The organism is Streptomyces sp. NPDC093065 (assembly GCF_044754585.1).
Lineage (GTDB): Bacteria > Actinomycetota > Actinomycetes > Streptomycetales > Streptomycetaceae > Streptomyces.
This window is the reverse complement of sequence record NZ_JBIVPJ010000011.1, coordinates 45,490-71,556: the sequence shown is the minus strand read 5'-3', so window position 1 is coordinate 71,556 and position 26,067 is coordinate 45,490. Positions and strand designations below refer to the sequence as shown.

Here is a 26,067-nt window from a genome sequence, read left to right as displayed (position 1 = left end):
GGCTCTACGGGTCCAGGTCGTCCCCGGACCGCTCCTCGAAGACGCGCATGGCCTTGGCGGTCACCGGCCCCGGTGCGCCCGGCAGTTCGCGGTCGTCGACGCGGCGCACGGCCTGTACGTCCCGCAGTGTGGAGGTCAGGAACACCTCGTCGGCGCGGTCCAGCACGTCCAGCGGAAGGTCGGTCTCGCGGGCCCCGGTCCACTCGACCGCCAGGGCGCGGGTGATCCCGGCGAGGCAGCCGGAGGCGACCGGCGGGGTGTGGATCTCGCCGTCGAGGACGACGAAGACGTTCGACCCGGTGCCCTCGCACAGCTGTCCCACCGTGTTGCCGAACAGCGCCTCGGTGGCGCCCCGTTCGCGGGCGCGGGCGAGGGCGACGACGTTCTCGGCGTACGAGGTGGTCTTCAGGCCGGTGAGCGCCCCGCGTTCGTTGCGGGTCCAGGGCACGGTGATCACGGCGGTCGAGTCGGGGCGGCGGGCGGTCTCGCCGAGGGCTACGACGAGGGTCGTGCCGTGCTCGCCGCGGTCCGAGCCGAGGGGGCCGTGGCCGCCGGTGTAGGTGATGCGCAGCCTGCCGAGGGCCATCGGGTTGGCCTCGACGACGGCTGCGCAGGCGCGGCGCACCTCGTCGAGGTCCGGGTCGGGCAGGCCGAGGCCCCGGGCCGACCGGGTCAGCCGCTCCAGGTGCCGGGTCAGCGCGAACGGCCTGCCGTCCACCGCCTTCACCGTCTCGAAGATGCCGTCCCCCACGGTCAGCCCGTGGTCGAACACGGAGACGCGGGCGGCCTCGGTGTCCTGCAATCCGCCGTCGAGCCAGATCTTCACGTCGCCAGCGCCTCTCCACTCACGTTCGCCTCGTACGCCCCCGACGCTACCGCGAGCAGCCGGGACGCCTTCAGTTCGGTCTCCCGCCACTCGCCGTCCGGGTCGGATCCCCAGGTGATGCCGGCGCCGGTGCCGAAGCGCAGCCGCGCCACCGCCCGGTCGCCGGCCCGGTCGATCCAGAAGGTGCGGATGCCGACCGCCAGCTCGCCGGTGCCCCGGTCGGCGTCGACCCAGCCGATGCCCCCGCAGTACGGGCCCCGGGGCGCGGTCTCCAGCGCGCCGATGATCCGCAGGGCGCTCGACTTGGGCGCGCCGGTGACGGACCCGGGCGGGAAGGCGGCGCCGAGGAGCTCCGGCCAGCCGGTGCCCGCGCGCAGCTCACCGCGCACCGTGGACACCAGGTGGACGAGGCCGGGGTGCTTCTCCACGACGCACAGGTCGGGCACCGAGACCGTGCCCGTCGCGCAGACCCGCCCCAGGTCGTTGCGGACCAGGTCCACGATCATCACGTTCTCGGCGTGGTCCTTCTCCAGCAGGTCGGCCTCGGTCCGCCCGGTGCCCTTGATCGGCCCGGACTCGACGGTCCGGCCGTCCCGGCGCAGGAACAGCTCGGGCGACGCGGTGGCGATCTCGACGCCGTGCCCCGGCAGCCGGATCGTCCCGGCGTACGGCGCCGGGTTGCCGCGGGCCAGCAGGGCGGTGAGCGCGTCCACGTCGGCGCCCGGCCCGACCGGCGCGGTCAGCACCCGGCAGAGGTTGGCCTGGTAGACCTCGCCGGCGGCTATGTGCTCGCGGATGCGCCGTACGCCCGCCGTGTACGCGGCGCGGTCGAGGGACGACGTCCAGTCGCCGACGGCGGGGCCCCGCCATGCGCCCGGGACCGGCGCGGGCACCGCCTCGGTCCGTACGTCGGCGAAGCGGGCGCAGGTCAGGCGGCCTTCGAAGTCCGCGCAGACGGCCCAGAACCCCTCGGATTCGAGGGCGGCGGGATCGCTCGTGACGTCGAGGAGGCCGGTGGCGAGACGGTCGCCGAAGCGGGCGAGCGGAGGGAGGTCGGGCACGCTCCCGAGTTTAGGCCGGTGGCCCCCAAGTGACCCGAACGTGTCCTTCCGGGTGCCCTGACCAGGTCCGCGAGCGGACGCACCGCAGCACGCTGCACAAACGCGTTTTTGTGCTGGCCCCGGAATCCGCTAGAGTTCATCACGTCGCCGGGCCGCGCAAGCGGAACGAACCGACAGGCGGACGTAGCTCAGTTGGTAGAGCGCAACCTTGCCAAGGTTGAGGTCGCGAGTTCGAGCCTCGTCGTCCGCTCGCAGGAACAGGGGGCCTCCCGGGCCTCCTACGCTCCTGGTGGAGTGGCCGAGAGGCGAGGCAACGGCCTGCAAAGCCGTCTACACGGGTTCAAATCCCGTCTCCACCTCCAAGGACGATTAGCTCAGCGGGAGAGCGCTTCCCTGACACGGAAGAGGTCACTGGTTCAATCCCAGTATCGTCCACTGATCCGCCAGGATCACCGATCCGTACGGATCCCCGCGCGATTAGCTCAGCGGGAGAGCGCTTCCCTGACACGGAAGAGGTCACTGGTTCAATCCCAGTATCGCGCACGCGGTATTCTGCTCCACCGCAGCACTCCCAGGACGATTAGCTCAGCGGGAGAGCGCTTCCCTGACACGGAAGAGGTCACTGGTTCAATCCCAGTATCGTCCACACGGAACGAAGCCCCCGGCCGTCTCGAACGGCCGGGGGCTTCGTCGTGTGCGGACTCGCCCCGGCGGTGGTCCCGGTGCGGGCCCGTCCGCACGGGCCCGTACTGGGCCGATCAGCTGGATCGGTTGCTCAGCTGGAGAAGAGCATGCGTCCGAAGCCCTTCTGACGGTGGTGGCCGTAGTGGCCGTGGTGGCCGCCGTGCGGGGCGCCCCACACCGGTGCCTGGGCCGCCGGGTAGGCCTGCGGTGCGGCGGGCGGGGCCGGCGGAGCGGGCTGGGACCACTGGGCCTCCAGGCGGGTCAGCGACTCCAGCTCGCCGTAGTCGAGGAAGATGCCGCGGCAGCCGCTGCACTGCTCGATCTGAACGCCGTTGCGGTTGTAGGTGTGCATCGGTGCGTGGCACTTGGGGCACTGCATGCTCGGCTCAACTCCTCGCCGGTCGGTCCTGCTTCACATATCGCCAGGACAGACTCTGTCCCGCCGCGGGTCGGTTGCACCCTACTGGGCGGAACTTCGGCTCAACCCCGTGGGACGTCGGGCCGGACGGACGCCATGCGGGCACAGGCGTCGACGAGGGAGCACTCGACCTCGTCCAGCGGCCGGTCCGCCAGAACCGCCTTGGTGACGGCCCGGGCCGCGGTCTGCGCGGTGAGCGCGCGGGCGGGGACGTCCAGGACGGGCCAGGGGTCGCCGTCGGCGGGTACGGCGGGTCCGCCGGAGGCGCGGTAGGCGGTCAGGAAGCGGTGCCACTCCTCGGGCGGAAGCAGCCCGCAGGCGTACCAGGCCGCCGGGCGGGCGAGGTCCCAGGCCGGGACGCCGGTGCCGAGGTCGTCGACGTCGATCAGCAGCCAGGGGCCGTCGGGGGCGGGATGGCGTACGAGCTGGCCGAGGTGGAGGTCGCCGTGGCAGAGGCTGGTGGTGTCCGGCATGGCGGCCGCGCCGCGCGCCCAGGCGGGGAGCCCGGACCAGGCCGCCAGTACGGGCGCGGTGGCGGGGTGGTGGAGCGCGGTCTCCCGGAGGCGGGCGACGGCGAGGGCCGCCTTCGCCGGGCCGCGCATGGGCGGTACGGCGGCGGGGGCCGTGGTGCGGTGCAGGCGGGCGAGGAGGGTGGCCGCGGCCTCCCACGGCGCGGCGTCCGGATCCTCGGGGTCCACGGGTGTGCCGTAGGGCCAGTACGTGACCAGTCGTCCGTGCAGGAGGACGGGGGCCGGGGCGAGCGGGGGCAGGAGCACGCCGGGGAGGCGGGCCGCCGCGGTGACACGGAGGGACAGCTCTGCGGGGTCGGCGTCCGCGGCGTGGGCCTTGGCCACGGTGCCGGCGTGCCGGACGACGGTGGCGTCGGGGCGGTCGGCGAGGGTGGCGGCGCCGCAGGGACAGGCCGGGGTGCGGGCGTGGGCCGTTTCCCTGACGCGGGCCTCGAGGGCGGGGAGAAGGGCGAGGGCGTCCGTGGTCACCTGGGTGAGGGTACGCAGGCGCGGGGCGCCGAGGTGGGTGCGGTCCCGGGGCACGCCCGGTGGGAGGGCAGAGCAATGCCGGCGCAGCTCCCCAGCTGCGCCGGCATTTTGCCGTCCGCCGCACCCCCGTCCCCACGGGGTTTCATGGATGGATGTCCCCGCCCGGACCGCTCTTCCGGGCCTGGGGTCGCCGCTCAGCGCCCCAGCACCACACCCACGGACGACGCCTGTGTGGCCACTGTCTCCCACCCGTCGAAGACGAGGAGGAGCAGGACCGCCAGGGGCAGGGCCATGAGCGTCGCCACCGCGGGGTGGCGACGGCCTTGACGGCGGTCTTCCCGTGTGCGGACCAGCGTCCGCGGCACCGTCTGGGCCATGGTCCCTCTCCTGACCGTTTCGTTGTCTCGTTGCAGCGGCGGGTGTCTGACCTCGGGGGACGAGTGCTGCACCCGCCGCTTGACCTCAAATCTATGCGTCGGGCGGTCGCCCGACGTCATGCCCTCGTACCGATTGCCGGGCCTCCCGGAGGATGAGCCACAACCGGTGGACTACTCCCCTGGGTGGAGACCGGTTCCCGGGTCTCGGGGTCTTCCCGGAAGGGGTGCCCACCGTGTCCGGGTATCTCCGGACTGTCCGGTGACTTCCCTCACTTCAGCCGCCCTCCCACCCGCCTCCGTCCCCGGCTCGGACCCCACCCCGCGCACCACCGGACCGCTGCCGCGCGGCCGCTGCCCGCCCTCCCCGGCCCTCCCCACCCGGTCGTCCACGCCCGGCCCAATCCCCCGGCCCCGGCGGCGGGTTGGGATCATGGTCGGTGGGTGGCCGGTCCGTCCGTGCGATCGCTGACCGCGCCTCAACTGTCGCGCGGGGCACTGACAATCCGTTGTCCCGAGAGGGCGCGGCCTCTGCGCGCGGGCGGCCGTGGAAACGTAAGCTGTGGCACGTCACAGGGACCGGGCAGCGGGGATGAACATGGCGATGATGCGCCTGAGGCGCGAGGACCCGCGCGTCGTCGGCTCGTTCAGGCTTCACAGGCGGCTCGGCGCGGGTGGGATGGGCGTGGTCTACCTGGGCTCCGACAAGAAGGGGCAGCGGGTCGCGCTGAAGGTCATCCGGCCGGATCTGGCCGAGGACCAGGAGTTCCGGTCGCGGTTCGCCCGCGAGGTCTCGGCGGCCCGGCGCATCCGGGGCGGCTGTACCGCCCGGCTGGTCGCCGCGGACCTGGAGGCGGACCGTCCCTGGTTCGCCACTCAGTACGTACCCGGCCCCTCCCTGCACGACAAGGTCGTCGACGGGGGTCCGCTCGTCGCCGCCGACGTCGCGGCCGTGGGCGCCGCACTGTCCGAGGGCCTGGTCGCCGTGCACGAGGCCGGGGTGGTGCACCGCGACCTGAAGCCGTCCAACATCCTGCTGTCCCCGAAGGGACCGCGGATCATCGACTTCGGCATCGCCTGGGCCACCGGCGCCTCCACCCTCACGCACGTCGGCACCGCGGTCGGCTCCCCCGGGTTCCTCGCGCCGGAGCAGGTGCGCGGGGCGGCGGTCACGCCGGCGACGGACGTGTTCTCGCTCGGTGCGACGCTGGCGTACGCGTCGATGGGCGACTCGCCCTTCGGGCACGGCAGTTCCGAGGTGATGCTGTACCGGGTGGTGCACGAGGAGGCCCAGCTGCACGGCGTCCCGGACGCGCTCGCGCCGCTGGTGCGGGCGTGCCTGGCCAAGGATCCCGAGGAACGCCCCAGCACCCTTCAACTGTCGCTGCGGCTCAAGGAGATCGCCGCCCGGGAGGCCCAGGGCATGGCCGACGTCCGGCCGCCCGCGCCGCGCAGTGGTGAGGCGGACGTGGCCACGGGCCGGCTTGCCGACACCTACCCGGAGCGTGCCCAGCGTCGTCCCCAGGGCCGGGCGGGTGCGCAGGGCACTCCGGCGCCGCGCGGCACGTCGGGATCGCGGGGTCCCGCGTCCCGCGGTTCCGGTTCCGTCCCGTCGCGGGGCGGCTCGCGCGGCGGAGGGCCCTCGCGCGGTGGTACGCCGTCGCGGAGCGGCGGTACGGGGGCGCGGTCCGGGGCCAGGCCCACGCCGTCCTCCCGCGACACGACCGGACGGAAGGCCTCCCGCAACGACGGTGGTCGTCCCGCGCCCCGCAGCGGCGCCGGCCGTACGGCCCCGAGGACGACGGGGACCGGCTGGCGGCGCCCCGCCAATCCCCGGCTGCTGCGGCAGCGTCTGTTCGTGTTCGTGGTGGTGACGCTGCTGGTCGCGCTGGGCATCGCCGCCGCACAAGGCTGTCAGGGACCCTCGCGCGGGCTCGGCGACGACCGGGGCGGCGTGCGGGCGGCGGCGCAGCAGGAGCGGGTGGACCCGCCCGGCGACCTCCCGGGGCAGCGGGCGCCCCGGCGCTGAGAGCCGCGCCCCGCCGGGTGCGGCGTTCGCGGCACGGACCGCCGGGCCGGCCCTACGCCGACGGGCGTCCCGCCGTCACCGCGTAGAAGGCGACCGCGGCCGCCGCGCCCACGTTCAGGGAGTCGACGCCGTGGGACATCGGGATGCGGACCCGGGTGTCGGCCCCCGCCAGGGCCCGCCGGGACAGGCCGCTGCCCTCGGCGCCCAGCATGAGCGCCACCCGGTCCATGCGGTGCGGGGCGACCGCGTCGAGGGGCTCGGCCCGCTCGTCGGGGGTGAGGGCGAGCAGCGGGAAGCCCGCCTCGCGGACCGTCGCCAGACCGGCCGGCCAGACGTCGAGGCGGGCGTACGGCACGGAGAAGACCGCGCCCATCGAGACCTTGACGCTGCGCCGGTAGAGGGGGTCGGCGCAGTCCGGGGAGAGCAGGACCGCGTCCATGCCGAGGGCGGCGGCGGAGCGGAAGATCGCCCCGATGTTGGTGTGGTCGTTGACGGATTCCATGACGACGACGCGGCGGGCGGTCGTCAGGAGGCCGGCCGCGGTGGGCAGCGGCTTGCGCTGCATCGAGGCGAGCGCGCCGCGGTGCACGTGGTAGCCGGTGACCCGTTCGGCGAGCGCCGGGTCGACGACGTACACGGGGGCCGGTGCCTCGTCGATGACGTCGCGCATGGTGTCGACCCACTTGGCCGACAGCAGCATCGAGCGCATCGCGTAACCGGCCTCGCCCGCCCGGCGGATGACCTTCTCGCCCTCGGCGATGAAGAGGCCCTCGGCGGGTTCGCGGCGGCGGCGCAGCTCGACGTCGGTCAGGCCGGTGTAGTCGTGCAGGCGCGGGTCGTCGGGGTCGTCGATCGTGATGAGCTCGGCCACGTCAGGCCGTCCCGTGCGGACCGACGGCGACGACCTCGCCGACAACGATGACGGCGGGCGGCCTGACCTCCTCGGCGACGACCACCTCGGCGACGGTGGCGAGGGTCGCGTCCACGCGGCGCTGGGCGGCCGTGGTGCCCTCCTGGACGAGGGCGACCGGGGTGTCGGGGGACTTGCCGTGGGCGACGAGGGTCTCGGCGATCCTGCCGATCTTGTCGACGCCCATGAGGATCACCAGCGTGCCGGTCAGCTTCGCGAGGGACGGCCAGTCGACCAGGGAGCGCTCGTCGTCGGGAGCGACGTGCCCGCTGACCACGGTGAACTCGTGGGCGACGCCCCGGTGGGTGACCGGGATGCCGGCCGCGCCGGGGACCGAGATCGTGCTGGAGATGCCGGGGACGACGGTGCAGGCGATGCCCGCCTCGGCCAGCGCCTGCGCCTCCTCCATGCCCCGGCCGAAGACGAACGGGTCGCCGCCCTTGAGCCGTACGACCGACTTGCCCTGCTTGGCGTGCTCGATCAGCGCGTTGTTGATGGCCTCCTGGGCCATGTAACGGCCGTACGGGATCTTGGCCGCGTCGATGACCTCGACGTGCGGCGGCAGTTCGGCGAGCAGGTCGCGGGGGCCGAGCCGATCGGCGATGACGACGTCGGCCTCGGCGAGCAGGCGGCGGCCGCGGACGGTGATCAGGTCGGGGTCGCCGGGTCCGCCGCCGACCAGGGCGACGCCGGCGGTACGGGTGCGCTGGTGCGGGGCGACGAGGGTGCCGTCGCGCAGGCCCTCCACCACCGCGTCGCGAATGGCGGCGGTGTGGCGGGGGTCGCGGTGGCGCGCGTCGGTGGTGAGCACGGCGACGGTGACGCCCTCGCTGTGTCCGGTCGCCGGGGTCCAGGCCGTGGCGCGGTCGGCGTCGTCGGAGCGGACGCACCACACGCGGTGCCGCTCGGCCTCGGCGGAGGCGGCGTTGTTGGCCTCGGTGTCGCCGGTGGCGATCAGGGCGTACCAGGCGTCCGCGAGGTCGCCCTCCGCGTAGGGGCGCTTCTCCCAGGCGATCTCGCCCGTGTCCGCCATGGCCTCGACGGACGGGGTCGCGTCCGGGGAGACGAGGCGGATGTCGGCGCCGGCCGCGATGAGGGCGGGCAGGCGGCGCTGGGCGACCTGCCCGCCGCCGAGGACGACCACGCGACGGCCGGTGAGGCGGAGGCCTACGGGGTAGGCGGGGTGTTCGGCCATGCGGGGACGGCTCCTCTGGCGGCGGTGGCGCTGACGTGCGGATTTTACGGCGGGGTGGCCGGTGGGGGCTCGGGTGGTCCGGTGGGTGGACCGCTGGTCCGGTGGCTGGACGGCCGGCGGGCGGGGTACGGCCCGGGAGAGCCTCCGCGGGGCCCGGCACCGTGGTCCCGGACCCCGCGTCGTGCGACCGCTACTTCTCGGTGACGCCCGCCGAGTCGAACGTCGCCACCTCGTGCATGGCCCGCGCGGTGCTCTGCACCATCGGGAGCGCGAGCAGCGCGCCGGTGCCCTCGCCCAGGCGCAGGTCGAGGTCGACCAGCGGTCGCAGGCCCAGCTTGTTGAGCGCGGCGACGTGGCCGGGCTCGGCGCTGCGGTGACCCGAGATGCAGGCCGCGAGCACCTCGGGGGCGATCGCGCGGGCCACCAGGGCGGCGGCGCCTGCGCTGACGCCGTCCAGGATCACCGGGGTGCGCAGGGAGGCGCCGCCGAGCAGCAGGCCGACCATGGCCGCGTGCTCGAAGCCGCCGATGGCCGCGAGCACGCCGATCGGGTCGGCCGGGTCCGGCTGGTGGAGTTCGAGGGCGCGGCGGACGACCTCGGTCTTGCGGGCCAGCGTCTCGTCGTTGATGCCGGTGCCGCGGCCGGTGACCTCGGCCGGGTCGGCGCCGGTGAACACGGAGATGAGCGCGGCGGACGCGGTGGTGTTCGCGATGCCCATCTCGCCCGTGAGCAGCGCCTTGTTGCCGGCCGCCACCAGGTCGCGGGCGGTCTCGATGCCGACCTCGATGGCCTGCTTGGCCTCCTCGCGGGTCATCGCGGCGCCGGTGGTCATGTCGGAGGTGCCCGCGCGTACCTTGCGCGGCAGCAGGCCCGGCGTGGCGGGCAGGTCGGTGGCCACACCGACGTCCACGACGCACACCTCGGCGCCGACCTGGGTGGCGAAGGCGTTGCAGACGGCTCCTCCGCCCAGGAAGTTGGCCACCATCTGGGCGGTGACCTCCTGCGGCCAGGGGGTGACGCCCTGGGCGTGCACCCCGTGGTCGCCGGCGAAGACCGCGACGGCCGCGGGCTCGGGGATGGGCGGCGGGCACTGCCGGGACAGTCCGGACAGCTGCGCGGAGATGATCTCCAGCATGCCGAGCGCGCCGGCCGGCTTGGTCATCCGCTTCTGCCGCTCCCAGGCCTCGCCGAGCGCCTTGGCGTCCAGCGGGCGGATCTGCGCGACGGTCTCGGCGAGCAGGTCGTGCGGCGCCTCGCCGGGCAGGGCACGACGGCCGTACGTCTCCTCGTGGACCACCCAGGACAGCGGGCGGCGCTTGGACCAGCCTGCCTGCATCAGCTCGGGCTCGTCCGGGAACTCGTCGACGTATCCGACGCACAGGTAGGCGACGACGTCCAGGTGTTCGGGCAGGCCGAGGGCGCGGACCATCTCTCGCTCGTCGAAGAAGCTGACCCAGCCGACGCCGAGGCCTTCGGCGCGGGCGGCGAGCCAGAGGTTCTCGACGGCGAGCGCGGAGGAGTACGGCGCCATCTGCGGCTGCGTGTGGCGGCCGAGGGTGTGCCGGCCGCCGCGGGTCGGGTCGGCGGTGACGACGATGTTGACCGGGGTGTCGAGGATGGCCTCGATCTTCAGTTCCTTGAACTGCTTGGCCCGGCCCTTGGGCAGCGACTTCGCGTACGCGTCGCGCTGGCGCATCGCCAGTTCGTGCACGGCGCGGCGGGTGTCGGCGCTGCGGATGACCACGAAGTCCCAGGGCTGGGAGTGGCCGACGGAGGGCGCGGTGTGCGCTGCCTCCAGGACGCGGAGCAGCACCTCGTGCGGGATGGGGTCGCTGCGGAAGCCGTTGCGGATGTCGCGGCGCTCGCGCATGACCTTCAGTACGGCCTCGCGCTCGGCGTCGTCGTAGGCGGGGGCCGCCGGGCCGGCGGGCCGCGGTGCCTCCCCGACCGCGGCCGTGTCCGACTCGTGCGGAGCTTCTTGCGGAGCGAGGGCTTCCTGTGCTCCGGCGACGTCCTGGGGCGCGGGCTCCACGTGGGCCGACTCGGGTGCCGGCACCGTATCCGTCGCTTCGGCCGCGTGGTCGTCCTGGCCGGCGCCGCGGGTGTCCAGGTCGTCGGCGCTCTGGAGGAGTTCGGGGTCGGACTCGCGCGGCGCCGGTACCGCGGCCGCGGTTTCCGCCATGAACGGCGCTGCGGCGAACGGCTCAGCGGGGGCCTGCTCCGGCGCCGGGGCCTCCGGCGGGACCAGCACCGCCTCGGGCGGCGTGGGCGCGAGATGCGGGGTCGTGGGCACCTGACCGCCGTCGACGGGCACGAACCGGCCCACGGGCTGCTCGGGGTGCGCCTCCGGGACGACGGGGTCCTGGGCCTGTACGGGCTGCGGCTCCGGCGCGGGCTCCGGCTCCTGCGCGGTGGTGCCGGTGACGGCCGCGTCGGTCCCGGCCGGCTCGTGGGTGCCCTCGGCCACGGTCTGCTCCTGGGGCTGCGACTGCTCCTGCTCGTGCTCCTGCGGTACGCCGGCGTCCACGAGGGCCTGGGGGCCCTGGGCGGGCTGCGTTGCGGGGGTCTCCGGGGCGGGCTGCGCCACCGGCTGCGGCTGGGCGGACGCCTCCAGGACGGGCGCGGCCTGCTCCGGGACCTCATGGACCTCCGGCACCGGAGACGGCTCGGGTGCGGTCGCTTCGGGCGCCGCGACGGCCACGGGCACGTCCGGCGCCTGGGCATCGGCTGTCTCCGGCCCGGATGGAGCGGAGGGTGCGGCTTCCTGCGGTGCAGGAGCCTCCGTGGCGTCGGCCACCCGAGGCTCTTCAGGGCCCCGAGGAACTTGGGCCGATGCCTCCTGCGGCACCGACTGCTCAGGAGTCTCCGGGCCCTCAGGGGCCGCGGGGATCTCCTGGTCCTCCGGGATGTCCTGAGCCTCCGCAGCCTCCGTGGCGGGCTCGCTCACGGGCTCCCGGGTGACCGCCTCGGCTTCCCGCACGGGGGCGGCGGACTGCTCCGGGGCGGCGCTCGGGGTGGCCGGTACGGCAGCGTCTTCCTGCGCGGCGTGCTCGGCCGGGCCGTCCTGCTCTGCCGGACCGTCCTGCGCGTCGGGCGAGCCCTGCACGGCCTGCGCGGCCTCCGGCACGGCCTCCTGACGCGGTTCGCCGGGCTCCCCGGCACCCGCGGCCGCCGCGCCCGTCGCCGCCACGGCCTCCGTCGCGACGCGGGTGACGAGGGCCTGCGCCGCGCCCACCGGCTCGGGTGCCTGACCCGGTACCGGAACAACCGTTTCCGCATGCCCCGCCCCGGCGTTCACCGGCGCCTCCTGGGTCTGCGGTGCCGTCTGCGGCGCCGTCTGCTGTGCCGTCTGCTGTGCCCCCCAGGGCACCGCCGCCTGCGGGGACGCCACGGCGGCCTGCGGAACGTCGAGGTACTCGGGCCCCCCGGCCGACGGGCCGGGATGCCGTACCGGCGCGTCGGCGGGTCCGCGGTCGGCGAGAGAACGGACCGGACTCGCGGAGGTGTCCGGGATCGGCGGACCGAGGTGGAGGGGTCTGCGCTGCGGGACCGGGGCGGACAAGGTGTCCTGCGCCGGATCGGGCAGGCGGACGCCGCCGAGGTCGACCGAGCCGCTGTCACGGCCGGACATCTCGTGCGGTCCCGGCTGGTGCACGGTCTCGACGACCGGCTCCGGCGCCGGCGGCGCGACCTCGTTGCCCCAGGCACTCTGGGCTCCCGGCAGCAACAACAGGTCCTCGTCCTCGGCGGTGGCCTCGGAGAGGTAGGTGTACGCGCCGGGTGCGGGGACGCCCGGCTGCTCCACCATGCCTGCGTTCTCCGGCAGCCCCTCGCCCGGGATCTGGCCGGTGTCGGTCATGCGTAACCCCTCGCCCATCGGTTAGTGCTTCTACGACCAGCTCGCCCGGGACGGCGCACCGACCGCCCCGTAGTGAAGAACGAGCGTGCGTGCCCAGCGGCACGAACGACCCGCAGGAAAAGACGACAAAGCCATTCAGTGGCATTGTCGCGGTCGTTCCCCCGCCACGACAGCTTGATCCGCGACGGCCCGCTGTGGACTGCGCCACGTTGCGCGTCCTCCGGTTCTGCCGTACCACATCCGCCCCCGAAGGTACGGGTTTTTACGGACATCGCCCGACGAACTGCCGGGTGTCCGCACGCGGTACAACAATCCGCCAGCCTACCCCGCGCGGTATGAACAACCGATCACGGGGCGCGGTCGTCGTCGGTCCTCAACGGGGTGCTTCGCGCCGCACGATCTCTCCGCTGAGCAGGAACGCGACGCTCCGCTCCGTCTCCGTCCAGGCCCGGGTGTCGAGTCCGACGGACTGCAGCAGGGCGCACTCGACGCGGTAGCCGTGCTCCGTCAGGTCCCTGCCGACGAGTTCGGCCGCGTCACGGGTGGCGGCGTGCGCGACGATGCGCTGCGGACGACGGTCGGCGACCGCGGAGACCACGGCCGCTCCCCCGCAGCCGACCCGGACGACGTCCGGTTCGGGAAGGTTCTCCAGGATGTGCGGGGCGTCGCCGTGCACGGTCTGGAGCTGGACGCCGAAGTTCCGTGCGGTGGCCTCGGCGCGGGCGCAGGCGTCCCGGTCCCGGTCGACGGCGATGACGGCGGCGCCGGCCCGGGCGGCCTCGGTGGCGAAGGCGCCGCTGCCGCAGCCGATGTCCCACACGAGGTCGCCGAGTCGCGGCCCGAGCCGGGCGAGTTGGGCCGTGCGGAGCAGATCGGCCTCCCCCTCGCCCAGGTCACCGCCGTACACCGTGGCGGGCAGGGACCAGCCGCGCGGTCCGGTGGCGGGATCGCGGCCGGCGATCCACCCGGCGCCGTCGCCCGCGGCGGCCTGACCGGTGCTCCCGCCGGCCACGATGACGACGTTCGGATCGCGCCAGGTGTGGTCGGCGGCCTTGTCGGAGGTGACGACGGTGACCCGTTCGCGGGTGGTGCCGAGTTCCTCGCAGATGACGAAGGTGCGGTGGACGCCCTCCATCAGCAGGCCCAGTTCGGCCGGTCCGGCGCCCGGTGAGGTGAGGACCGCGACCTTGGTGTGGGCCCGGCACACGTTCACCGCGCGTCGCAGGGTGCGGGGGTGGGCGACGACCACATGGGCGTCGTCCCAGGGCATTCCGGCGCGGGCGAAGGCGGCGGCCACGGAGGAGACGGCGGGGACCACCTCCACCTCCAGGCCGAACTCGGGCGCCCGCAGGGTGCGTACGACGCCGAAGAAGCCGGGGTCGCCGTCGGCCAGTACGACCGTCGTGCCGCGGTGGGCGGCGAGGCGGCGGGCGGCGAGGGCGACGCTGCCGAGGCGGATGCGTTCGGCGGTGGGCGGCACCTCGGGAAGCGCCAGGTGGTGTGCGGCGCCGGCCACCAGGGTGGCGGCGCCCAGTGCGGAGCGTGCCGCGGCGGTCAGCGGCGAACCGTCCCAGCCGATCACCGTGACCCGGTCGGCCATCGTCGTCAGTCTCCAGGGTTTTCGCAGGTCGTGGTCGCGGAACCTCGCGGGCGCGCCCCGAGAGGGTACCTGGTGCGGCCTGGGCTCGGGTGGTGGCGCAGGTGGCCCCCGTGTATCAGTTCCAGTCCGTGAAGGTGGTGAAACCGTCGGAGTCGGTCAACTGTCCGGTGCTGCCCTCCAGGTCCTCCGGCAGCAGGCTCCACACGATGAAGTCAGTGCGCACGTCCGTCCAGACACCGTCCTCGGTGCGTGCGCGCGCCATGCAGGCGCCGCGCAGGACGCCCTCGCTGATGCAGCCGATCTTCTGGGCGACCTGCTGGGAGGCGGTGTTGTCGGCCGCGGTGCGCAGCTCGACGCGTTCGAACTTCTGGTCGCCGAAGAGCCACTGGGCGGTGGCCAGCGCGGCCTCGGAGGCGTACCCCTCACCCCGGGCCCAGGGGGCGACTATGTAGGAGAGTTCGGTGGCCCGTACGTGCCAGTTGGTCTTGGTCAGCCGGATGACGCCGACCAGTCGCTGGGTGAGGAACTCGGTGACGGCGAGGTCGAGCCCCCGGCCCGCGACGCGTTCGGCGGGGGCGTGGTCGCCGATCCAGGCGGCGGCGTCGGCCTCGGTGAAGGGCTGGGGGACGTGGGTCCAGGCGGCGACCTGCTCGTCGTTCATCATCGCGGCCAGCGCCGGGACGTCGTCCTCGTCGAGGGGGCGCAGCACCAACCGCTCCGTGCTGATGGAGATGTTGGGGAAGGTGCTCGTCATGCGCCGCTCCGTAACCTGTGTGACCGTCAGGGCCTGCTCGAACTGCCCAGCATGCAGCATGAAAGCACTCAACCACACCACCGGGTCCGCCCCGTGAGCACGGAGCGGGCCCGGTGGGTGACGCGGTGTGGGGCCCGGGACGCGGGCCCGGACGGGGCTCAGAACGAGGGCAGGACCGCGCCGGCGTACTTGTCCTCGATGAACTTCTTCACCTCGGGCGAGTTGAGGAGCTTCGCGAGCTTCTTGACGCGCGGGTCGTCCTCGTGGCCCTCCTTGACGGCGAGGAGGTTGCTGTTCGGGTTGTCCTTGGCGCTCTCCAGGACGAGGGCGTCCTTCGCGGGCTTCAGGTCGGCCTCGATCGCGTAGTTGCCGTTGACGACCGCGGCGTCCACGTCGTCCAGGGAGCGGGGGGTCTGGGCCGCCTCCAGCTCCTTGAACTCGAGGTTCTTCGGGTTCTTGGTGATGTCGGCGGGGGTCGCCGCGGTGCCGACGCCGTCCTTGAGGGTGATGATCCCGTTGGCGGCGAGCAGCTGCAGCGCGCGGCCCTCGTTGACCGTGTCGTTGGGGACGGCGACGGTCGCACCGCTCTTCAGGTCGTCGGCCTTCTTCACCTTGTGCGAGTAGAGGCCGAGGGGCTCCAGGTGCACGTCGACGACGGACACGACGTGGGTGCCGTTCTTCTTGTTGAAGTCGTCGAGGTAGGGCTGGGTCTGGAAGTAGTTGGCCCCCACGGAGCCGTCCTCCGTCGCCGTGTTCGGCGTGACGTAGTCGGTGAACTCCTTGACCTCGAGGTCGAGGTCCGCGTCCTTCGCCAGGTTGTCCTTGACGTAGTTGAGGATCTCGGCGTGCGGGGTGGGGCTCGCGGCGACGACCAGCGGGCCGGAGGTGTCGGAGGCGGAGTCCTTGTCGGAGCCGCAGGCGGACAGGCCGAGGGTGAGGGCTCCGGCGGCGAGGACGGCGGTGGTGATCTTGGCGGTGTTACGCACGAAAAGTGCCTTTCCTGAGGTGGTGCGGCCCCGTCCCGGTGGGGCGGGGAGTTTCTGGAGGAGTGCGGTCAGGCGACCTTGCTCACGTCGGCCGCGGCGGGCTCCTTGGCCTTGAGCAGCCGGAGCCTGGGGGCGGCTCCGCCGCGGCCGCCGCGGCGGTGCAGGGTGCGGGCCGAGAAGTCGCCGGCGAACTGGATGATCGAGATGGCGACGGCCAGGAGCGCGACGGTGATCCACATGAAGCCGGGTTCGAAGCGCTGGTAGCCGTAGCGGACGGCGAGGTCGCCGAGGCCGCCGCCGCCGACGGTGCCGGCCATGGCGGAGTAGCCGATGAGGGCGATGACCGTGGTGGTGGTGGAGGCGATCAGGGAGGGCAGCGCCTCGGGGACCAGGACCTTGCGCACCACGGTCCAGGTGTTGCCGCCCATGGACTGGACGGCCTCGACGAGCCCTCCGTCGACCTCGCGCACGGCGGTCTCGACGAGCCGTGCGAAGAACGGGATGCCGCCGATGGCGAGCGGCACGATCGCGGCCTCGCTGCCGATGGTGGTGCCGGTCACCCAGCGCGTGAAGCTCATCAGCGCGACCATGAGGATGATGAACGGCATCGAGCGGCCGATGTTCACGATCTGCCCGATGACCTTGTTGACCAGGAGGTTCTGCACCTGGCCGCCGCGGTCGGTGAGGACGAGGAGCACGCCGATCGGGAGCCCGAGGACGACGGCGATCAGGGTGGACCAGCCGACCATGATCAGGGTCTCCCAGGAGGCCTGCTCCAGCAGCGGCTGCATCTGCGACCAGGTCACTTGGCACCTTCCTTCACCAGCGAAGCCGACGCGGCCGAGCCGGCCGGCACGTCCGGCGTGTCCGGGACCTCGTTCACCACGTCGATCTGCAGGCCCTGTTCGCGCAGGAAGCCGACGGGCACGACGTTGTCCTCGTAGCGGCCGGGCAGTTCGATGCGCATCCGGCCGACCTGGAGGCCGCCGACGGTGTCGATGGCGGCACCGAGGATCGATATGTCGATGTTGTAGGTGCGCGAGAGCTGGGAGATGACGGGTTGGGTGGCGGCCTCGCCGTGGAAGGTGACGTCGAGGACGGTGCGGTCGTCCCCGGAGGCCTCGCCGCCGACCGGGAAGAGCGCGGCGGCCAGTTCGGAGCCCGGAGTGGCGAGGAGTTCGCCGACCGTGCCGGACTCGACGATGCGGCCCCGGTCCATGAGGGCGGCCGAGTCGCAGATGCTCTTGACGACGTCCATCTCGTGGGTGATGAGCAGGACGGTCAGCCCGAGCTGCCGGTTGAGGTCGCGCAGCAGCTGCAGGATGGAGCGGGTGGTCTCCGGGTCGAGGGCGCTGGTGGCCTCGTCGGAGAGCAGGACCTTGGGGTCGCCGGCCAGGGCGCGGGCGATGCCGACGCGCTGCTTCTGGCCGCCGGAGAGCTGAGCGGGGTAGGCCTTGGCCTTGTCGGCGAGTCCGACGAGGTCGAGCAGCTCCAGCGCCTTGCGGGAACGATCCTTCCCGGACCTGCCGAGGATCTCCAGCGGCAGTTCGACGTTGTCCTGGACGGTCCGCGAGGAGAGCAGGTTGAAGTGCTGGAAGACCATGCCGATACGGCTGCGCGCCTGCCGCAGTTCCCTGCCGGCGCGGGGGCCGCGGCCGGCCAGCGCGGTGAGGTCCTGGCCGGCGACGGTGACCGTGCCGGCGGTGGGACGCTCCAGGAGGTTGACGCAGCGGATGAGCGAGGACTTGCCGGCGCCGGACTGTCCGATGACGCCGTACACCTCGCCCTCGCGGACGTGCAGGTCGACGCCGTCCAGGGCGGTGACCTCACGGCCGCGTGAACGATAGACCTTGGTGAGGCCCGATGTGGTGATCACGTGGGTTTCCGTCACTGTCGAGTGCGCGGCGCGGTGGTGTGCGCCGGGCACGGGGCGTTGTTCTTCGGGTTCTCGGGTCCTTCGGAACGCGGCACGGTTCTCGCGGTGGCGGTGTGCCATGGCGGTGGGGCCGGGGAGAAACGTGTGCGCGGGGCGTGGCTCGGCCGCGTGCGCGCCGGGCGCGGGCGGACATGAGCGGGCGCTCGCTTCGGGGCGCGAGGCTCAGGTGGTGCGGGGGCCCTCTAGAAGGCGCACATTCGGCGGCACATACAACGAGCACCGGGCGTCGTGGTCGCCTCGGTCGCAGGGGTGCGGTCGCTCGTGGTGCTCATGCGGATCAGTAAAGCAGACGTATGCCCCTGTCCGGAGACCCGCTGTCCGGATACTGGACAGCCGTGGACGGCGGGCGGCCGCGGGCGCGCTGCCCGGCCTCGGACGGGGATCCCGATTCCGGCCCCGGTGACCAGTGCCGACAAGGCCGAGAGGTCGTCGACCACCAGGCCGGCGTCGGGTTCACGGGCCCGGTGGGTTGTGGCCAACGCCACGGTCCGCATGCCGGCGGCGCGGCCGGCCCGGAGCCCGGCGGGAGTGTCCTCGAAGGCGGTGCGCTCGGCCGGGTCGCACCCAGGGCGCGGACGCCGAGGAGGCAGGGGCCGGGGTCGGACTTGCCGCGGGCGACGTCGGCGGCGGAGAGCGCGTCGAGGAAGTCCAGGGCGCCGGACGGCAGGTGCACGCCCCCGTTCGGCGGGTCCTCGACCTCCAGGCGCTCGATGCGTGTCACGGCTTCGGCGGGCAGCAGGCCGGCCGCCGGCTGCCCGTGCGGTTCCACCCGCCCGAACTGCTCAGCGGTGATCCCGTACTGGACGGCCGGCGCGTCCGGCGGCGGCGCACGGACTCCAGGGTGCTCCCGACCCTGCGGGGCCGGGGGCCGCGGTCCTTTTCGGCCGTAATAGGCTCGCTGCCATGCTTGACGTCCTGACGCTGGTGACCGGCGTCGCCGCGCTGCTGCTCGCCGCCTGGTGCGGCTGGGCCGCCTACCGTGACCAGCCGACGAAGGACTGGCACTTCATCGGCATGGCCGTGGTCTCGGCACTGGCGCTGATCCAGCTGGTGATCGGCGTCGTGCGGCTGGCGCGGGGCGCGGAACCGGAGCAGGGCACGACGATCTTCGTGGCGTATCTGCTGGGCGCCTTCGCCTGCGTACCGGCGGCGGGGTTCATGTCGCTGGCCGAGCGCACCCGCTGGGGCTCGGTGACGGTCGCCGCCGGCGGTGTCGTCCTCGCCGTCCTGGAAGTGCGGCTGTATGACATCTGGGGAGGCTGACATGGTGGCCACGCAGGAGAAGCAGACCGGGCGGCGGCTGATCAGCGGGCCCGGCATCCTGCTGGTGTGGCTGTACGGCGTGATGGTCGTCGGCGCGCTGTCGCGGTCCGTGTACCAGATCGCGACCGAGTTCGACCGGGCACCGCTCGCCTACTCGTTGTCGGCGGTCGCGGGCGTGGTCTACGGCTTCATCACCTACACCCTGGTGCGCGGCGGCGAGACGGCCCGCAGGGCGGCGCTGGTGTGCTGCGCCGCCGAGCTGGTGGGCGTCCTGACGGTCGGCACCTGGACGCTGGTGGAGCCGTCCGCCTTCCCCGACGCGACCGTGTGGTCGGACTACGGGATGGGGTACCTCTTCATTCCGGTGCTGCTGCCGCTGTCGGCCCTGTACTGGCTGCGCCGGGCCCGCACCGCGTAGCGGTCCCGGTCCGGCGCCCGGCGTTCGGGATTCAGGCCGTGGTCGCGTACGTCTCGGCCGGCTTCTCCAGGACGAGCATGGGCACGCCGTCCGTGCCCTCGGCTGTCCCCACCGTCTCGTAGCCGACCCGGCGGTACAGCCGCAGGTTGCTCTCGCTGCGGTGCCCGGTGTGCAGCCGGAAGCGCTTGGCGCCGCGCTCTCCGCCCAGGGTGGACTCGGCGGCCCGCAGCAGCCGGGCCCCGATGCCGTGCCCCTGGAGGCGGGGGTGGACGCAGAGCTTGCCGATGGACGCCGCCCCGTCCTCGGTGAGCCGCCCCCGTACCGAACCGACGACCTCGTCGCCGAGCCGCGCGACGAAAACGCAGTCGGTGGCGACCTCCTCGCGCACGGAGTCCAGGGTCTGGACGAGCGGGTCGATGCGGTAGTTGGCGTACAGCGCCGCCTCGCTCTGGAAGCAGAGGTACTGCAGCCGGAAGATCTGCTCGGCATCCTGTTCGGTCGCCGCCGAGATGGTCACGCTCATGCCCATGTGCGCACGCCTCCCGCTCACCTGATCACCTGTGGTCCCCCACTCCTATCCCCGTCCTCAGCCCGCCGCAACCTCCGGCGTCAGCAATCGCCGCAGACATCCCAGACATCGGGAGCGTTCCGGGCCAAGGCTGCCCTGTGAGATACCCAACTCCCCCGCGATTTCCCGGTATGTGAGGTCCTTGGGCGACAACAGGGCCTCCAGCAGCCGGGGGCAGCGGCCCGGCAGCCGGCGCACGGCCTCACGCAGGGCGCGGTGCCGGGCCGCGGTGAGCGCGAGCCGCTCGGGCTCGTACGCGTACTCGGCGACACCGTCGGGTTCGGTTCCGTAGGGCCGCTCGTTCCGGGTCGTGCGGCGGGTGCGGCGGGCCTCGGTGCGCACGGCGCTGCGCAGCCAGCGGTGCGGGTCGGGCGGCGGGCCCTCGGCCTCCAGGCGTTCCAGCAGGCGCAGCCAGACCGCCTGTTCCAGGTCGCCGGGCTCGGCTCCGGATGCATATGCCTCGGCCGAGGCCTCGGCGGTGAGGAGAGGGCGCAGGGTGGTGACCAGGTCGGGCGTCATATGCACGTCGACGCGGCCGCCCGGGCCGCGGGTTGCCCGGGCGGCGGAGCTTCACCCCAACCGGGTTTGTTCGCTCAGCTGTTGACGAAGTCCTCGCGGGCCAGCAGGCCCGTGTCCGGGTTGTCCGTGAAGACGCCGTCGATGCCCGTGGCGAAGTAGGTCCGGAACGCGCCGAAGACGTCGCCGTAGGCGTCGGGGTCGTCGCCCTTGCGGAACTCTGCGGGCAGGAAGGGGTTTTCGTTGCGCATGGTGTAGGGGTGCAGGATCAGACCGGCACGGTGTGCGTCGCGGACGAGCGTCGTCGGCTCGGTGAGACGGCCGGCGGAGTCCTTCGGGACGATCAGGTCCAGGGTGGGGCCGATGCCCTGCGCGTAGGAGGCGATCTCCTTGAGGCCCTTGGGCGTGACGAGGTCGGCGGTGGTGCGCGGGTCGCCGGTCTCGACGAAGTCCCAGGGCCGGCTGTTCGCGTCGGACAGCAGGACGGCCAGGGGGTTGTCGACCAGCCTGCTCATCCGCTGGATGCCGGTGGGCTCGAAGGACTGGATGATGACGGGCGAGTTCTTCCGGTCCTTGCGGTACTTGCGCAGCAGCCGCGCCACGCGCTCCTCCGTGCCCAGCCCCAGCTTGCGGAAGTAGGTGGGGTGCTTGAGCTCGGGGTAGATCCACACCTGCTTGCCGCGTTTGCGGCTCTGCTCGTCCTGCCAGCGGAGCACCTCCTCGAAGGTGGGGATCTCCCAGCGGCCGTCGTAGAGGGTGTTGTGCGGCCGGTTGGCGGGGATGCGCTCGGTGGCGCGGAGCGTCTTGAGCTCGGCGAGCGTGAAGTCCTCGGTGAACCAGCCGGTGGTGGAGACGCCGTCGAGCAGCTTGGTGCGCTTGCGGCCGGCGAACTCGGGGTGGTCGGCGACGTCCGTGGTGCCGCCGATCTCGGGCTCGTGCCGGCAGACGAGGTGGCCGTCCTTCGTGGGGACGAGGTCACCGGCCTCCACGATGTCGGCGCCGAGGTCCAGGGCCAGTTCGTAGGAGCCGAAGGTGTGCTCGGGGCGGTAGCCGCTGGCGCCGCGGTGGCCGATGACGGTGGGGACCGGCAGGCTCTTCACCCCGTCGTGTCCGCCGCCGTGCCGGGCGCCGGCGGCTCCCGCCGTGCCGGGCAGGCCCAGTACGGCCCCGCCCGCGCCGAGCACCGCCGCCCCGAGCAGCGCCCGCCGTCCGGTGCCGCCGCCCGCCCGCTCGTCCGACTCCTGCGTTCCCATGGACCCTCCTGCCGTCGACCGTCCCGTGCGGGCCGATCGTAGGGGCGCGTACATGACGAGCGGGAGACCGCGACCGGAACACGCGGGTGCGCGGGGATGTCGCATCGAGGGGGTGCGGGACGCGGCCGGGGGCGGACGGCCGGCTTGACGGCGGCGTGGCGGGGTAGGCGAGAGGGGAGAGGTCCGGTGGTGCCGCCCGGCGGCGCGCCTCACGCGGTCGGCGTGTCGGATGTGCTTCGATCCGGGCCGTGCCCGCACCATGGAACCGCTGCTCCGGTCGTCGCGGGCGCGACCTGCCTCACATCCGCGTGGCCGCGCGGCCGTCGCGCGGTGCCCCGGCTCCGCAGGTGAACGCGCGTCAACGGCGCGTAGGACCCGGCCGACCCGAGGTGCGTGACACCCCGGACCGCGAGTAATGTCCTCACCTGCACAGACTCATACCGCATCCCCGACACCGGAGGACCCGTTGTCCCGCTTCGTGTTCATCAAGGCAGTGCTCGGTCCGATCATGCGCCTGATGTGCCGTACACGGGTGGAGGGCGTGGAGAACATTCCGGGCGAGGGTCCGGTGATCCTGGCCGGCAACCACCTCACCTTCATCGACTCGGTGATCATGCCGCTGGCCTGCGACCGGCAGGTCTTCTTCATCGGCAAGGACGAGTACGTCACGGGCAAGGGCCTCAAGGGGCGGCTGATGGCCTGGTTCTTCACCGGGGTCGGCATGGTCCCGGTCGACCGGGACGGCGGCCGGGGCGGGGTGGCGGCGCTGATGACCGGCCGCCGCATCCTGGAGGAGGGCAACGTCTTCGGCATCTACCCGGAGGGCACCCGCTCCCCCGACGGCCGCCTCTACCGCGGCCGCACCGGCATCGCCCGGCTCACCCTGATGACGGGCGCCCCCGTCGTCCCCTTCGCCGTCATCGGCACCGACAAGCTCCAGCCGGGCGGCGCGGGCCTGCCGCGGCCGGGCAAGGTCACGGTCCGCTTCGGCGAGGCGATGGAGTTCTCCCGCTACGAGGGCATGGACCGCGACCGCTACGTCCTGCGGGCGGTGACCGACTCCGTGATGACCGAGGTCATGCGACTGTCCGGCCAGGAGTACGTGGACATGTACGCGAGCAAGGCGAAGGCGGCGTAGTTCCGCGAACCCGTCTACGCGATACGGCGGACCGCCCGGTGGGCGGTCCGCCGTATCGCGTTCTCGCGCGCTGCCGCTACACGTGCTCCGCTCCGTCCTCCAGGCGCTGGCCCCGCAGCAGGAACCAGGCTGCCGCGGCGGCGGCCAGCAGCACGGCGGCGCCGACCCCGGCCGCGAGGGCCAGTCCGTCGACGAAGGCCTGACGGGCGGAGTCCAGCAGCGTCCGGGCGGTGTCGGCCGGAAGCCGGCCCGCCGCCTCCACCGCGCCGCCCAGTGACTCGTGGGCGGCGGCCGGGGTGCCCGCGGGGCCGGTGAAGTCGCGGTAGACGCCGGTCACGATGGAGCCGAGCACCGCGATGCCGAGGGCGGCACCGAGTTCGTACGCCGTCTCGGAAACCGCGGAGGCGGCGCCCGCCTGTTCCCCGGGCACGCTGGAGAGGATCACGTCGGCGGTGACGGTGAACGCGAAGCCCGCGCCGAGGCCGACGACCAGCAGGGCCGTGCCGAGCAGCGGGTAGCCGGTGTGCTGCCCGACGACGGTCAGCGCGGCGAGCGCGATGCCGACGGCGGCGAGCCCGCCGGAGACCACGACACGGACCGAGAAGCGCCGGGCCGCGCGGCCGGCGATCAGGCCGGCCACCACCGCGCCGACGGCGGCGGGCAGTTCGGCCAGCCCCGCCTCGAAGGGCCGCCTGCCCTGCACGAGTTGCAGGTACTGGGAGAGGAAGAACACCAGCCCGGACAGGCCCAGGATGGTCAGCAGGTCGGCCAGGACCGCGCCGCTGAACCCGCGGTTGCGGAACAGCCGCATGTCGAGCAGCGGGACCGGCATGGTCAGCTGGCGGCGGACGAAGCCGTACAGCGCGGCGGCGCCCAGCAGGCCCGCGGCGAGCGTGGCCCACGCGAATCCGTGGGCGGCGGCCTCCTTGACGGCGTAGACGACGCCGACCATGCCGACCAGGGAGAGGGTGACGCTGAGCAGGTCCCAGGGGCCCGGGTTCGGGTTGCGGGACTCGGGCAGCAGCTTCACTCCGACGACGACCAGGACGGCCATCACGGGCAGGTTGATCAGGAAGACGGAGCCCCACCAGAAGTGCTCCAGCAGGAACCCGCCCACGATCGGACCGACCGCCGTGCCCGCGGAGGCGGTGGCGCCCCAGATGCCGACGGCGAGGCTGCGTTCGCGGGGGTCGTGGAAGAGGTTGCGGATCAGGGCGAGGGTGGCGGGCATCAGGGTGGCGCCCGCGACGCCGAGCAGGGCCCGGGCGAGAATCATCACCTCGGGTGTGTGCGCGTAGGCGTTGAGGACGGAGATCGCGCCGAACGCCGTGGCACCGACGAGCAGGATCCGCTTGCGGCCGATGCGGTCGCCGAGGCTGCCCATGGAGACGAGCAGACCGGCGATGACGAAGGAGTAGACGTCGCCGATCCAGAGCAGCTGGGTGCCGGAGGGGGCGAGGTCCTCGCTGATGTAGGGGGTCGCGAGACCGAGGACGGTCGCGTCGACGGCCACCAGCAGCACGGCCAGCACCAGGACGGACAGCGCCAGCCAGCGGCCGGGGCGCTTCACCGCCTCGGCCGGGTGGGTCGGCTGCAGGGTGCGGTTCATGGTTGTTCTCTCCGGAGCGCGCCGCCGAGCAGCAGCTCGACGATCATGTGGGTGAAGTCGTTGCGGGCCACGCGGCCCTCGGTCACAGCCCAGGCGCCGGAGGCCAGCAGGCCGTACAGCGCCTCGGTGAGCCAGACGGGCGTGAGGTCGATGCGGAACTCGCCGCTCTCCTGGCCTCTGCGGAACAGTTCGGTGAGCCCGGCGTCGATGCGGGCCCAGCCCTCGTTCTGCTCCTCGCCCTCGAAGAGCTGGTTCTCCGTGTAGAGGAAGGCGAGCAGGGCGGCGGAGGGTTCGATCGCGCGGACCAGCCGGCGCACCGCGTCGGCCGCCGGCCCCTCCTCGGTGCGGGCCGCATCGAGGGCGGCCTCGCACTCGGCGATGCCCAGCGACTCCAGCGCGCGGACGAGGGCGTCACGCCCGGCGAACTGCCGGTGCAGTGTGGCACGGCTGATCCCGGCGGCCTTGGCGACCTCGTCCATGGTCGCGGTGGACTTCCGGGTCAGCAGGGCCGCGGCGCTGCGCAGTACCTGTTCACGATCGACGGCCATGAGACAACGATAACGCACATGAGACATTCTCGTCTCACTATGTGCATGTGTGACTCACCTCTCGGGGTCAGTCACGGCTTGCGGGCGCTCAGTGCCAGGGCAGCTGCCCGCGCTGCTCCCAGTAGGCCTCCGGGGTCTCCACGAGGGTGCCCAGGCGTGCCACCTGGTCGCCGTCGAGGTCGACGACGGCGGCGTGCAGGTTGGAGCCGAGCTGGTTCACGGTCGCGGCGCCGGACAGCACGACACCGGCCCAGGGCTGGCGAAGGACCAGCGCGAGGGCCACCGCGTCGCAGCCCAGTGCCGTCTCCTCCGCGACGGCACGGAGGACGGCGGGCGCGTGACGGTCCGCGAGGCGGCCGTTGGCCATGCCCTCCTTGACGATCACGGTGAGGCCCGCCTCGTGCGCCTCGGTGAGCGCGGGTCCGGCGGAGGTCTCCAGCGCGTTGTACGTCGACTGGACGGTGCGGAAGAGGGGCTCGCCGTCGACGGTCACCGCGAGCGCGGCGCGGATCGCCTCGGCCTGGGCGGGGCCGCTGGTGGAGAAGCCGATGGTGCTGCCCTGTGCGGCGGCCTCGGCCAGCCGGGCGTGCAGCTCCTTGTCGGTGAGGGCCGGACTGTCCGGGGTGAGCGAGTGGATCTGGTACAGGTCGAGCCGGTCGCCCAGCAGGGCGTCGGTCTCGGCGCGCTGACGGTCGTAGGTGGCGACGCCGTGGTCCTTGACCTCGTGCTTCTCGGCGTCGGCCGACCAGTCGGCGGTGTAGGTGTATCCCCACTTGCTGCCGACGACCACGTCGTCGACGTCCGGACGGTCCCGGAGCCAGCCGGCCAGGAACTCCTCCGAACGGCCGTAGGAGCGGGCCACGTCGAAGTAGCGCACGCCCTGCGCGTAGGCGGCGTCCAGGAGGTCGTGGGTGCGTTCGCGCAGCGCCTCGACGGTGCGGTCGGCCGGCAGGTCCCGGTCGCGGCCGAGGTTGATGTAGCCGGGACGGCCGACGGCGGCGAGACCCAGCCCGATGTGACAGGTGGGGGTGGTCGCCGCGGCCAGGCGGGCGAAGGGCATCGCGGGCTCCGTTCGGTCGACTGCTGAAGCTGCTGAGCTGTTGACCAACGTAACCGCGATGCCC

Annotated in this window: 22 protein-coding genes, 5 tRNA genes and 2 pseudogenes; 9 read left to right on the top strand and 20 right to left on the bottom strand. The window is 73.2% G+C overall.

Annotated features, from left to right (window positions below; all coding sequences use genetic code 11):
- Positions 1-4 precede the first annotated feature (4 nt).
- Positions 5-826: an aminotransferase class IV gene (locus ACIQFU_RS20325; protein WP_402553215.1), complete on the bottom strand. Its 822-nt coding sequence runs from the start codon at positions 824-826 to the stop codon at positions 5-7.
- Positions 823-1,887 (bottom strand): chorismate-binding protein, encoded by a 1,065-nt coding sequence (locus ACIQFU_RS20320; RefSeq protein WP_402553213.1) that lies wholly within the window; start codon positions 1,885-1,887, stop codon positions 823-825. Before ACIQFU_RS20320 ends, ACIQFU_RS20325 begins: the two co-directional genes overlap by 4 nt.
- Positions 1,888-2,064: 177 nt before the next feature.
- Here ACIQFU_RS20320 and ACIQFU_RS20315 point away from each other — a divergent pair.
- From ACIQFU_RS20315 to ACIQFU_RS20295, 5 genes are all read left to right on the top strand, one after another.
- A tRNA-Gly gene (locus tag ACIQFU_RS20315) sits at positions 2,065-2,137 on the top strand.
- A gap of 38 nt (positions 2,138-2,175) precedes the next feature.
- Positions 2,176-2,249 (top strand) — tRNA-Cys (locus ACIQFU_RS20310).
- Position 2,250: 1 nt separating this feature from the next.
- Positions 2,251-2,322 (top strand) — tRNA-Val (locus ACIQFU_RS20305).
- A gap of 36 nt (positions 2,323-2,358) precedes the next feature.
- Positions 2,359-2,430 (top strand) — tRNA-Val (locus ACIQFU_RS20300).
- Between the two features lie 31 nt (positions 2,431-2,461).
- A tRNA-Val gene (locus ACIQFU_RS20295) sits at positions 2,462-2,533 on the top strand.
- Positions 2,534-2,662: 129 nt separating this feature from the next.
- Here ACIQFU_RS20295 and ACIQFU_RS20290 read toward each other — a convergent pair.
- The 3 genes from ACIQFU_RS20290 to ACIQFU_RS20280 form a co-directional block, all read right to left on the bottom strand.
- Positions 2,663-2,950 carry a zf-TFIIB domain-containing protein gene (locus tag ACIQFU_RS20290; protein ID WP_402553212.1) on the bottom strand — a complete coding sequence of 96 codons (288 nt, stop codon included), beginning with the start codon at positions 2,948-2,950 and terminating at the stop codon, positions 2,663-2,665.
- 101 nt (positions 2,951-3,051) lie between these two features.
- The gene (locus tag ACIQFU_RS20285; protein WP_402553210.1) at positions 3,052-3,987 is read right to left on the bottom strand and encodes a phosphotransferase; all 936 of its coding nucleotides are present in this window, start codon (positions 3,985-3,987) and stop codon (positions 3,052-3,054) included.
- A 194-nt stretch (positions 3,988-4,181) separates the two neighbouring features.
- Positions 4,182-4,364, bottom strand: coding sequence for a hypothetical protein (locus ACIQFU_RS20280; RefSeq protein WP_402553208.1), 183 nt, complete (start codon positions 4,362-4,364; stop codon positions 4,182-4,184).
- Positions 4,365-4,953: 589 nt separating this feature from the next.
- Between ACIQFU_RS20280 and ACIQFU_RS20275 the strand changes: the two genes are divergently transcribed.
- Positions 4,954-6,390, top strand: a complete 1,437-nt coding sequence (locus tag ACIQFU_RS20275; protein WP_402553440.1) for a protein kinase — start codon at positions 4,954-4,956, stop codon at positions 6,388-6,390.
- Between the two features lie 52 nt (positions 6,391-6,442).
- On the opposite strand, the gene ACIQFU_RS20270 is transcribed toward ACIQFU_RS20275, so the two are convergent.
- From ACIQFU_RS20270 to ACIQFU_RS20230, 9 genes and pseudogenes are all read right to left on the bottom strand, one after another.
- On the bottom strand, positions 6,443-7,261 hold the full coding sequence (locus tag ACIQFU_RS20270; protein ID WP_402553207.1) for a TrmH family RNA methyltransferase: 819 nt from the start codon (positions 7,259-7,261) through the stop codon (positions 6,443-6,445).
- Position 7,262: 1 nt separating this feature from the next.
- Positions 7,263-8,495, bottom strand: a complete 1,233-nt coding sequence (cobA, locus tag ACIQFU_RS20265) for a uroporphyrinogen-III C-methyltransferase (RefSeq protein ID WP_402553205.1) — start codon at positions 8,493-8,495, stop codon at positions 7,263-7,265.
- 190 nt (positions 8,496-8,685) lie between these two features.
- Positions 8,686-12,354 (bottom strand): nicotinate-nucleotide--dimethylbenzimidazole phosphoribosyltransferase, encoded by a 3,669-nt coding sequence (gene cobT, locus ACIQFU_RS20260; RefSeq protein WP_402553204.1) that lies wholly within the window; start codon positions 12,352-12,354, stop codon positions 8,686-8,688.
- Positions 12,355-12,727: 373 nt separating this feature from the next.
- On the bottom strand, positions 12,728-13,954 hold the full coding sequence (gene cbiE, locus ACIQFU_RS20255; protein ID WP_402553203.1) for a precorrin-6y C5,15-methyltransferase (decarboxylating) subunit CbiE: 1,227 nt from the start codon (positions 13,952-13,954) through the stop codon (positions 12,728-12,730).
- A gap of 115 nt (positions 13,955-14,069) precedes the next feature.
- A complete protein-coding gene (locus ACIQFU_RS20250; protein WP_402553201.1) occupies positions 14,070-14,708 on the bottom strand; it encodes a GNAT family N-acetyltransferase in 639 nt (212 codons plus the stop codon).
- 158 nt (positions 14,709-14,866) lie between these two features.
- Entirely contained in the window at positions 14,867-15,694 is an 828-nt protein-coding gene (locus ACIQFU_RS20245) for a MetQ/NlpA family ABC transporter substrate-binding protein (RefSeq protein ID WP_402553199.1), read from the bottom strand.
- 68 nt (positions 15,695-15,762) lie between these two features.
- On the bottom strand, positions 15,763-16,500 hold the full coding sequence (locus ACIQFU_RS20240; protein ID WP_402553198.1) for a methionine ABC transporter permease: 738 nt from the start codon (positions 16,498-16,500) through the stop codon (positions 15,763-15,765).
- Positions 16,497-17,570, bottom strand: a complete 1,074-nt coding sequence (locus tag ACIQFU_RS20235) for a methionine ABC transporter ATP-binding protein (protein WP_402553196.1) — start codon at positions 17,568-17,570, stop codon at positions 16,497-16,499. The genes ACIQFU_RS20240 and ACIQFU_RS20235 overlap by 4 nt, the downstream gene beginning before the upstream one ends.
- A gap of 431 nt (positions 17,571-18,001) precedes the next feature.
- A pseudogene (locus ACIQFU_RS20230) lies at positions 18,002-18,521 on the bottom strand (HAD-IA family hydrolase); the annotation flags it as partial.
- A 12-nt stretch (positions 18,522-18,533) separates the two neighbouring features.
- Here ACIQFU_RS20230 and ACIQFU_RS20225 point away from each other — a divergent pair.
- Positions 18,534-18,893: a hypothetical protein gene (locus ACIQFU_RS20225; protein ID WP_402553195.1), complete on the top strand. Its 360-nt coding sequence runs from the start codon at positions 18,534-18,536 to the stop codon at positions 18,891-18,893.
- Position 18,894: 1 nt separating this feature from the next.
- A complete protein-coding gene (locus ACIQFU_RS20220) occupies positions 18,895-19,311 on the top strand; it encodes a hypothetical protein (protein ID WP_402553194.1) in 417 nt (138 codons plus the stop codon).
- Between the two features lie 31 nt (positions 19,312-19,342).
- On the opposite strand, the gene ACIQFU_RS20215 is transcribed toward ACIQFU_RS20220, so the two are convergent.
- The 3 genes from ACIQFU_RS20215 to ACIQFU_RS20205 form a co-directional block, all read right to left on the bottom strand.
- Positions 19,343-19,840, bottom strand: a complete 498-nt coding sequence (locus tag ACIQFU_RS20215) for a GNAT family N-acetyltransferase (protein WP_402553438.1) — start codon at positions 19,838-19,840, stop codon at positions 19,343-19,345.
- 57 nt (positions 19,841-19,897) lie between these two features.
- On the bottom strand, positions 19,898-20,398 hold the full coding sequence (locus ACIQFU_RS20210; RefSeq protein WP_402553437.1) for a sigma-70 family RNA polymerase sigma factor: 501 nt from the start codon (positions 20,396-20,398) through the stop codon (positions 19,898-19,900).
- Positions 20,399-20,472: 74 nt separating this feature from the next.
- Complete coding sequence (locus tag ACIQFU_RS20205) at positions 20,473-21,648, bottom strand: glycerophosphodiester phosphodiesterase (RefSeq protein ID WP_402553192.1); 1,176 nt, start codon at positions 21,646-21,648, stop codon at positions 20,473-20,475.
- A 393-nt stretch (positions 21,649-22,041) separates the two neighbouring features.
- Between ACIQFU_RS20205 and ACIQFU_RS20200 the strand changes: the two are divergent.
- A pseudogene (locus ACIQFU_RS20200) lies at positions 22,042-22,786 on the top strand (lysophospholipid acyltransferase family protein).
- A 76-nt stretch (positions 22,787-22,862) separates the two neighbouring features.
- On the opposite strand, the gene ACIQFU_RS20195 reads toward ACIQFU_RS20200, so the two are convergent.
- From ACIQFU_RS20195 to ACIQFU_RS20185, 3 genes are all read right to left on the bottom strand, one after another.
- On the bottom strand, positions 22,863-24,395 hold the full coding sequence (locus tag ACIQFU_RS20195; RefSeq protein WP_402553191.1) for an MFS transporter: 1,533 nt from the start codon (positions 24,393-24,395) through the stop codon (positions 22,863-22,865).
- On the bottom strand, positions 24,392-24,943 hold the full coding sequence (locus ACIQFU_RS20190; RefSeq protein ID WP_402553189.1) for a TetR/AcrR family transcriptional regulator: 552 nt from the start codon (positions 24,941-24,943) through the stop codon (positions 24,392-24,394). The genes ACIQFU_RS20195 and ACIQFU_RS20190 overlap by 4 nt, the downstream gene beginning before the upstream one ends.
- 88 nt (positions 24,944-25,031) lie before the next feature.
- Complete coding sequence (locus tag ACIQFU_RS20185) at positions 25,032-26,003, bottom strand: aldo/keto reductase (RefSeq protein ID WP_402553187.1); 972 nt, start codon at positions 26,001-26,003, stop codon at positions 25,032-25,034.
- Between the last annotated feature and the right edge of the window lie 64 nt (positions 26,004-26,067).

Coding starts and splice junctions, on each gene's coding strand:
- ACIQFU_RS20290 (WP_402553212.1), bottom strand. CDS start 2,950: ATGCAGTGCCCCAAGTGCCACGCACCGATGCACACCTACAACCGCAAC.
- ACIQFU_RS20280 (WP_402553208.1), bottom strand. CDS start 4,364: ATGGCCCAGACGGTGCCGCGGACGCTGGTCCGCACACGGGAAGACCGC.
- ACIQFU_RS20275 (WP_402553440.1), top strand. CDS start 4,954: ATGAACATGGCGATGATGCGCCTGAGGCGCGAGGACCCGCGCGTCGTC.
- cobA (WP_402553205.1), bottom strand. CDS start 8,495: ATGGCCGAACACCCCGCCTACCCCGTAGGCCTCCGCCTCACCGGCCGT.
- cobT (WP_402553204.1), bottom strand. CDS start 12,354: ATGACCGACACCGGCCAGATCCCGGGCGAGGGGCTGCCGGAGAACGCA.
- cbiE (WP_402553203.1), bottom strand. CDS start 13,954: ATGGCCGACCGGGTCACGGTGATCGGCTGGGACGGTTCGCCGCTGACC.
- ACIQFU_RS20250 (WP_402553201.1), bottom strand. CDS start 14,708: ATGACGAGCACCTTCCCCAACATCTCCATCAGCACGGAGCGGTTGGTG.
- ACIQFU_RS20225 (WP_402553195.1), top strand. CDS start 18,534: ATGCTTGACGTCCTGACGCTGGTGACCGGCGTCGCCGCGCTGCTGCTC.
- ACIQFU_RS20220 (WP_402553194.1), top strand. CDS start 18,895: ATGGTGGCCACGCAGGAGAAGCAGACCGGGCGGCGGCTGATCAGCGGG.
- ACIQFU_RS20215 (WP_402553438.1), bottom strand. CDS start 19,840: ATGGGCATGAGCGTGACCATCTCGGCGGCGACCGAACAGGATGCCGAG.
- ACIQFU_RS20210 (WP_402553437.1), bottom strand. CDS start 20,398: ATGACGCCCGACCTGGTCACCACCCTGCGCCCTCTCCTCACCGCCGAG.
- ACIQFU_RS20205 (WP_402553192.1), bottom strand. CDS start 21,648: ATGGGAACGCAGGAGTCGGACGAGCGGGCGGGCGGCGGCACCGGACGG.
- ACIQFU_RS20195 (WP_402553191.1), bottom strand. CDS start 24,395: ATGAACCGCACCCTGCAGCCGACCCACCCGGCCGAGGCGGTGAAGCGC.
- ACIQFU_RS20190 (WP_402553189.1), bottom strand. CDS start 24,943: ATGGCCGTCGATCGTGAACAGGTACTGCGCAGCGCCGCGGCCCTGCTG.
- ACIQFU_RS20185 (WP_402553187.1), bottom strand. CDS start 26,003: ATGCCCTTCGCCCGCCTGGCCGCGGCGACCACCCCCACCTGTCACATC.